This is a genomic window from Streptomyces sp. NPDC053474 (assembly GCF_044544845.1).
Classification (GTDB): Bacteria; Actinomycetota; Actinomycetes; order Streptomycetales; family Streptomycetaceae; genus Streptomyces.
Map to the genome: position 1 here is coordinate 698,028 of NZ_JBITXV010000003.1, position 6,000 is coordinate 704,027.

The 6,000-nt window shown below is 73.8% G+C and carries 6 protein-coding genes and 1 pseudogene; 5 read left to right on the forward strand and 2 right to left on the reverse strand.

Features of this window, described 5'->3' with window-relative positions; genetic code table 11:
• The first annotated feature begins 114 nt into the window (after window positions 1-114).
• The 3 genes from ACIG3E_RS09850 to ACIG3E_RS09860 all read left to right on the forward strand — a co-directional run bounded on the left by ACIG3E_RS09850 (window position 115) and on the right by ACIG3E_RS09860 (window position 3,887).
• Window positions 115-1,767 carry a glycosyltransferase family 2 protein gene (locus ACIG3E_RS09850; RefSeq protein ID WP_399613476.1) on the forward strand — a complete coding sequence of 551 codons (1,653 nt, stop codon included), beginning with the start codon at window positions 115-117 and terminating at the stop codon, window positions 1,765-1,767.
• 94 nt (window positions 1,768-1,861) lie between these two features.
• Entirely contained in the window at window positions 1,862-2,860 is a 999-nt protein-coding gene (galE, locus tag ACIG3E_RS09855) for a UDP-glucose 4-epimerase GalE (protein ID WP_399613478.1), read from the forward strand.
• Between the two features lie 130 nt (window positions 2,861-2,990).
• Entirely contained in the window at window positions 2,991-3,887 is an 897-nt protein-coding gene (locus ACIG3E_RS09860; protein WP_399613480.1) for an NAD(P)-dependent oxidoreductase, read from the forward strand.
• 57 nt (window positions 3,888-3,944) lie between these two features.
• Here the strand turns inward: ACIG3E_RS09860 and ACIG3E_RS09865 are convergent.
• Window positions 3,945-4,100 (reverse strand): annotated as a pseudogene (locus tag ACIG3E_RS09865) (ATP-binding protein); the annotation flags it as partial.
• A 133-nt stretch (window positions 4,101-4,233) separates the two neighbouring features.
• On the opposite strand from ACIG3E_RS09865, the gene ACIG3E_RS09870 reads away from it, so the two are divergent.
• Window positions 4,234-4,776, forward strand: a complete 543-nt coding sequence (locus ACIG3E_RS09870; protein WP_399613483.1) for a GntR family transcriptional regulator — start codon at window positions 4,234-4,236, stop codon at window positions 4,774-4,776.
• Window positions 4,773-5,546, forward strand: coding sequence for a GntR family transcriptional regulator (locus ACIG3E_RS09875; protein ID WP_399613544.1), 774 nt, complete (start codon window positions 4,773-4,775; stop codon window positions 5,544-5,546). The genes ACIG3E_RS09870 and ACIG3E_RS09875 overlap by 4 nt, the downstream gene beginning before the upstream one ends.
• A 61-nt stretch (window positions 5,547-5,607) precedes the next feature.
• On the opposite strand, the gene ACIG3E_RS09880 is transcribed toward ACIG3E_RS09875, so the two are convergent.
• The gene (locus tag ACIG3E_RS09880) at window positions 5,608-5,772 is read right to left on the reverse strand and encodes a hypothetical protein (protein ID WP_399613485.1); all 165 of its coding nucleotides are present in this window, start codon (window positions 5,770-5,772) and stop codon (window positions 5,608-5,610) included.
• Window positions 5,773-6,000: the final 228 nt, after the last annotated feature.

Below are 6,000 nucleotides of genomic sequence, written 5' to 3' on the forward strand. Positions count from 1 at the left end.
CCCGCACGAAGAAGAACTTTGCTCCGCTATGACCCGGATTAACCAGACATGCCGCAGACGACCCAGCACGGGCTCTTAATCGGATAATTCCTGGCAACCTCTAACATTTCCCTTGTGGAACCGAATTCGCCTCAGGCGCAGCCGTCGTCCCCGTGCGTCACCGTCGTCGTGATCGGCTACAACGACGCCCCGCACGTCGCGGACGCGGTGCGCTCCGCGCTCGCCCAGGGCCCCGTGGTCCGCGAGGTGATCGCCGTCGACGACTGCTCGACCGACGACAGCCTCGCGGTCCTGCACGACCTGGCCGCGGCCGAGCCGCGCCTGAAGGTCCTGCGCCGCGCGGCCAACAGCGGCGGCTGCGGGGCCCCGCGCAACGCCGGGATCGACGCGGCGAGCGGCGACTACGTGATGTTCCTCGACAGCGACGACGTGCTGCCGCCGGGCGCGGCCGACGCCCTGCTCGCCGCCGCCGAGCGCCACGGCGCCGAGGTCGCCTCCGGCCTGTGCGTGCGCCGCGAGCTGCCGTCCGGGCGCGAGGTGCCCTGGCAGCCCGAGCTGTACCGCAAGCCCGCGCTCGTCGCCCGCCCCGAGCTGCGCCCGCGCCTGGTCCACGACACCCTGTGCGTCAACAAGCTCTACCGCACGGACTTCCTGCGCGCGCACGGCGCCCGCTTCCCCGAAGGCCGCTTCCTCTACGAGGACTTCGTGTTCGGCGCCCGCGTGCTCGCCGCCGCGCCGCGCGTCGCGCTCGTCCCCGACCCCGTCTACGTGTGGCACGTGCGGCGCTCCGCCGCCAAGCTGTCGATCTCCCTCGACCGGTCCGGGATCGCCAACTGGAAGGCCCGCGTCGGGGCCCACCGCCAGGCCGTGGACATCCTGCGCGCGACCGGGGACAGCGGCGGCAAGGCCCTCGCGCGGGCCGCCCGCGCCAAGTTCCTCGACCACTCCCTGCGCATATACGCACGCGAGCTGCCCGCGCGCGGCACGGCGTACCAGCGCGAGTGGTGGGCGCTCACGCGCGCGTACCTGACGGAGTTCGACGCCGCCGACCTGGAGGCCGCGCCCGCGCCCGGACGCGTCATCGCCCGGGTCCTGCTCGCCTCGCCGCACCCCCGCGACCTGGCCAGGATCCAGCAGGTGGCGGCCCGCCCGGCCCGGCTCACCCCGCCGTACGCGCGCGCGGGCGACGCCACGCCCGTGTGGTCCGCCGACCTGCCCCAGGTCACCCTCGACCACCTCCTCCACCGCCCGCTGCGGCTGCTCCCGCTCACCGTCGACGCCGAGCTGCGCCCGCGCGCGGGCACGCTGCGGCTGCGCCTGCACGAGCTGTACGGGCGGGTGGCCGAGGCCGGTCCCGCCGTGGTCGACGTGGAGCTCGTGCCCCGGGACGGCGGCCGCCCCGGCCTGCGCCGCACGGCCGCGTTCGGCGCCGGGACGCCGGACGGCACCTGGGAGGCCGAGGTGCGGCTCGACCTCGGCGCGCTCGACGGCGAGGTCTTCGACCTGCGGGTGCGCCTGCTCTTCGACGACGGCACGACCCGCGAGACCACGGCCCGCGCGGTGCCGGGCCCCGGCCTGCTGCGCCGCGCGGTGGTGCCGGACGGGCGGCGCGGCGTGCTGCTCGTCCAGCCGTACGCCACCCGGGCCGGGAGCCTGGCGGTGCGGCTCGCGCCGGGCGCGCTCGGCGTCGCCGGGGTCGCGCGGCGGCGGCTCGGGCGCCTGTTGCGCGCCCTGCGCCCGGCAGGACCGGGAGGAAACGCCCACTGACACACCCCTCACCCCGCCTCTGCGAGACTCACCGTCCGGGACGACCCCGACAGACGACAACACACGACACACGACACGACGGGACGAGCTGACCATGACCTGGCTGATCACCGGCGGCGCCGGATACATCGGGGCGCATGTGGTCCGCGCCATGACCGAGGCGGGCGAGCGGACCGTGGTCTACGACGACCTGTCCACCGGCATCGCCGCGCGCGTGCCCGCCGAGGTGCCGCTCGTCACCGGCTCGACCCTGGACGCCGGGCCGCTCGCCCGCGCCCTGGAGGAGCACGAGGTCACGGGCGTCATCCACCTCGCGGCCAAGAAGCAGGTCGGCGAGTCCGTGGAGCAGCCCCTGCGCTACTACCGGGAGAACGTGGAGGGCCTGCGCGTCCTCCTGGAGACCATGGCGGACGCGGGCGTCCCGGCCTTCGTCCTGTCCTCCTCCGCCGCGGTGTACGGCATGCCGTCCACCGAGAACGGGCTCGTCACGGAGGACACGCCCTGCCTGCCGATGAGCCCGTACGGCGAGACGAAGCTCGCGGGCGAGTGGCTGGCCCGCGCGACGGGCCGGGCCACGGGCCTGCGCACGGCCTGCCTGCGGTACTTCAACGTGGCGGGCGCGGCGAGCCCCGAACTCGCCGACACCGGGGTCTTCAACATCGTCCCGATGGTCTTCGAGAAGCTCACCCAGGGCGAGGCCCCGCGGATCTTCGGCGCCGACTACCCCACGCCCGACGGCACCTGCGTGCGCGACTACATCCACATCAGCGACGTCGCCGAGGCCCATGTGGCCGCCGCCCGGCGCCTCACCGAAGTGCCCGGAGGCACCGATCTGACGCTCAACATCGGCCGGGGCGAGGGCGTCTCGGTCCGCGAGATGGTCGACCTCATCGCCGACGTCACCGGGTACGCCATCCCCGCCGAGGTCACCGCGCGCCGCGCGGGCGACCCGGCGCGCGTCGTCGCCGCCGCCGACCGCATCACGGCCGAGCTCGGCTGGTCGGCCAAGCGGGACGTGCGCGAGATGGTCGAGTCGGCGTGGGCGGGCTGGGTACGCCTGCACCCCGAGGCGGAGCGCGCGACGGTGTCCTGACCCACCCGCACGAGCACGCACCGAAGGGTAAGTACCCCACTAAATAGTCGGTACTTGAGGAACACGACGGTGGAATCCAGGCTGGGGTGAGCGATCAACGCCCCCACCCCGCCCCAGCATTGGAGCCGCCATGCCCACGCCCGCCCGCACGCCCGTGACCCTCGTCGGACTCGGCGCGATGGGCACGGCCCTCGCCTCCGCCTACCTCGCCGCCGGGCACCCCGTCACCGTCTGGAACCGCAGCCCCGAGAAGGCTGCGCCGCTCGTCGAGCGGGGCGCCGCGCACGCCCCGGACATCCGCGCGGCGATCGCCGCGAGCCCGCTGACCGTGGCCTGTCTGACGACGTACGACGCGACCCTCGCCGCCCTGGAACCGGCCGCCGCCGAGCTCGCCGGGCGCGCCCTGGTCACCCTCAACTCCGGCAGCCCGTCCGGCGCCCGCACCATGGCCTCCTGGGCCACCGGGCACGGCGCCCGCTTCCTCGACGGCGCGGTCAAGAACGTGCCGACGGCCGTCGGCAAGCCCGACACCCTGCTGTACTACGGCGGCGACCGGGCCGTGTTCGAGGAGTACGAGGCCACGCTGCGCGTCCTGGGCGGCGACACCCAGTTCCTCGGCCCGGAGCCGGACCTCGCCGCCCTGTACGAGCTGGCCGTCGGCGGCACCCTGCTGCCCGCCCTCCTCGGCTTCTTCCAGGGCGCGGCCCTCGTCACCGCGCGCGGCCTGAAGACGGACACGCTGGTGCCGCACACCGCGAAGTGGCTGGAGATGATCATCTCCCTGCTGCCGCACTACGCGGCGGAAATCGACCGCGGCGACTACTCCGACCCCCTCTCCTCCGTCGAGATCTTCCACGCGGGCATCCCGTACGACGAGGAGCTGGGCACCGAACACGGCCTCGACGTGCGCTGGCACGCACCCATGCACGACCTGCTGCGCCGGGCCGTGGCCGAGGGCCGCGGGGACCAGAGCATCTCGGCCCTGGTGGAACTGCTGCGCGACCCCACCGAGCACCCGGGGGCGTAGCGGTCGTTCACGCACCCCACCACCGCAGCCGAGCCCTTCGAAGGCAACCCACACGGTCTTGCCGACGCGGTGTTCGGCGACGCCGAAGTCGTCGGCGAGCGCACTCACCAGGTACAGCCCGCGGCCGGTGAGTGCGCAGGGATCGGGCTGCCGGACCTCGGGACTCCCGTCGCCACTGTCGCGAACCTCGATGCGCAGGGACCCGCCGTCCAGGGTGGAATCGCTGCTGCCGTGACAAGGACACGGTGAACCACCGCTTTCAGCTCAGCCTTACGATCCCGACCACCGCGCCACCTTTCGCGAAAAGCGGCAAGGTTGAAGGCCACCGACCATGTGGGAGGACGCCGTGAGCACGAATGGGTGGGTCAGCACCTCGATGCCGTACCTGGTGCCGCGAGAGCCAGGGCAGTCGGACGCCTGGGGCGCCGAGACGGCTGCCCAGGGACGCCGGGGAAGCCAGCGCGTCGTCCACGCCGGCGAGGTGCCCGCACCCGTCCGGGTGGCCGAACTCCTGGGCCTCGCCGAGGGAGAGGCCGTCGTGGTACGCCGACGCGTGATGTATCTGGAAGGCGAGCCCTGCGAATTGACGGACACGTACTACCCCGCGCCCATCGCGCGCGGTACCCGTCTCGCCGGAACGGCAAAGATCCCTGGTGGCGCGGTGACCCTGCTGGCCGCTCTGGGGCACGTCGGCGCCCGGGTCCGGGAGGACGTCACCGCGCGGATGCCGGACGCGGAGACGCGTGACGTGCTGCGCCTGGGCCCCGACGAGCCCGTGCTGCTCCTGCACCGCGCGACCCTGGACCGTGAAGGCCAGCCGATCCAGGCCGACTTGATGACCATGCCCGCGCACCGGCAGCGGCTGCGCTACGAGATCGAGATCGGCTGACCGTGACCGAACCGGAAAGTGCCGACCGCCGCTCCCTGCACGAGCGGATCGCCGCCGACCTGCACGACGAGATCATGAGCGGCGACCTGGCCCCGGGCGCGAGTCTGCCCTCCACAGCGCAGCTCAAGGCCCGCTTCGAGGCTTCCAACGCGACCGTGCAGAAGGCCCTGCAACTGCTCAAGGACGAACGGCTCGTCGTCGGCCGCGCCGGGGCGGCCGTCACCGTGCGCGAACACCGGCAGCGGACCATGCGCCCAGCCGCGTTCATGGCCCCGGCCGGGAGGGGCGAGCCGTACCGCTGGCTCACCGAGGCGGCCGAGCAAGGCACTCGCGCGCACAGCAAGCTCCTCGAAGTGGCCGAGGCCAGACCACCTGCCGACGTCGCGGCCGCACTACAACTCGCCGACGACGGCAGCGCGCTGCTGCGCCGCCAGATCCTGATGATCGACGACGAACCCGTGGAACTGGTCAGGTCCTACTACCCGCTGGAGATCGCGCGCGGCACGGCGATCGCGGAGCGCCGCAAGATCCGGGGCGGCACCCCGGCCCTCCTGGCCGAGCACGGTTTCCCGCCACGGCTCAGCGTGGACAGGGTCTCCGCGCGCGTGCCCACCCAGGAACAGTTCCAGGCGCTCCGGCTGCCGAGCGACCTCCCCGTGCTGCGGACCCTGCGTGTCATCTACAGCGACCACGACCGCCCCATCGAGGCCACCGTCATGGTCAAAGCCGGGCACCTCTACGAAGTCCAGTACGAGTTCACTCCCGACTGACGGCCGGAAGGGTCGACAGCCATCCGCAGGCTCTGCCCCGCAGCGCGGGCCCGGCCGCGCCTCAGGTGCGGCGTTCGCGTGTCCTCACCAGGGCGATGATCACGGCGATGGCGGCGGCGCCGGACAGGATGCCGACGGTGTCCCTGGCCGCGCCGTCGAGGATCAGGCTGTTGGTCATGTTGATGATCATGGCTACGGCGAGCGCGAGCCACAGGAAGGGCCTCATGACGGACCTTTCGGGAGGCGCCCCGGCGGCGTGGCACCGGGAGCCTCCGGTGAGGGTGCGGACATGAGCGACCCTGCCGGTCCGGCGGCCGCCTGACCAGAGTGGACTCGCCCGGACCGGGAGCGCGAGCGGCCGGGGGGGGGGGGGGGGGGGGGGGGGGGGGGGGGGGGGGGGGGGGGGGCGGGGGGGGGGGCGGGGGGGGGGGGGGGGGGGGGCGGCGGCGCGCCG

Bases quoted from the DNA above. Each gene is read 5' to 3' on its own strand.
- ACIG3E_RS09880 (WP_399613485.1), bottom strand. From the start codon at position 5,772: ATGAGGCCCTTCCTGTGGCTCGCGCTCGCCGTAGCCATGATCATCAAC.
- ACIG3E_RS09860 (WP_399613480.1), top strand. From the start codon at position 2,991: ATGCCCACGCCCGCCCGCACGCCCGTGACCCTCGTCGGACTCGGCGCG.
- galE (WP_399613478.1), top strand. From the start codon at position 1,862: ATGACCTGGCTGATCACCGGCGGCGCCGGATACATCGGGGCGCATGTG.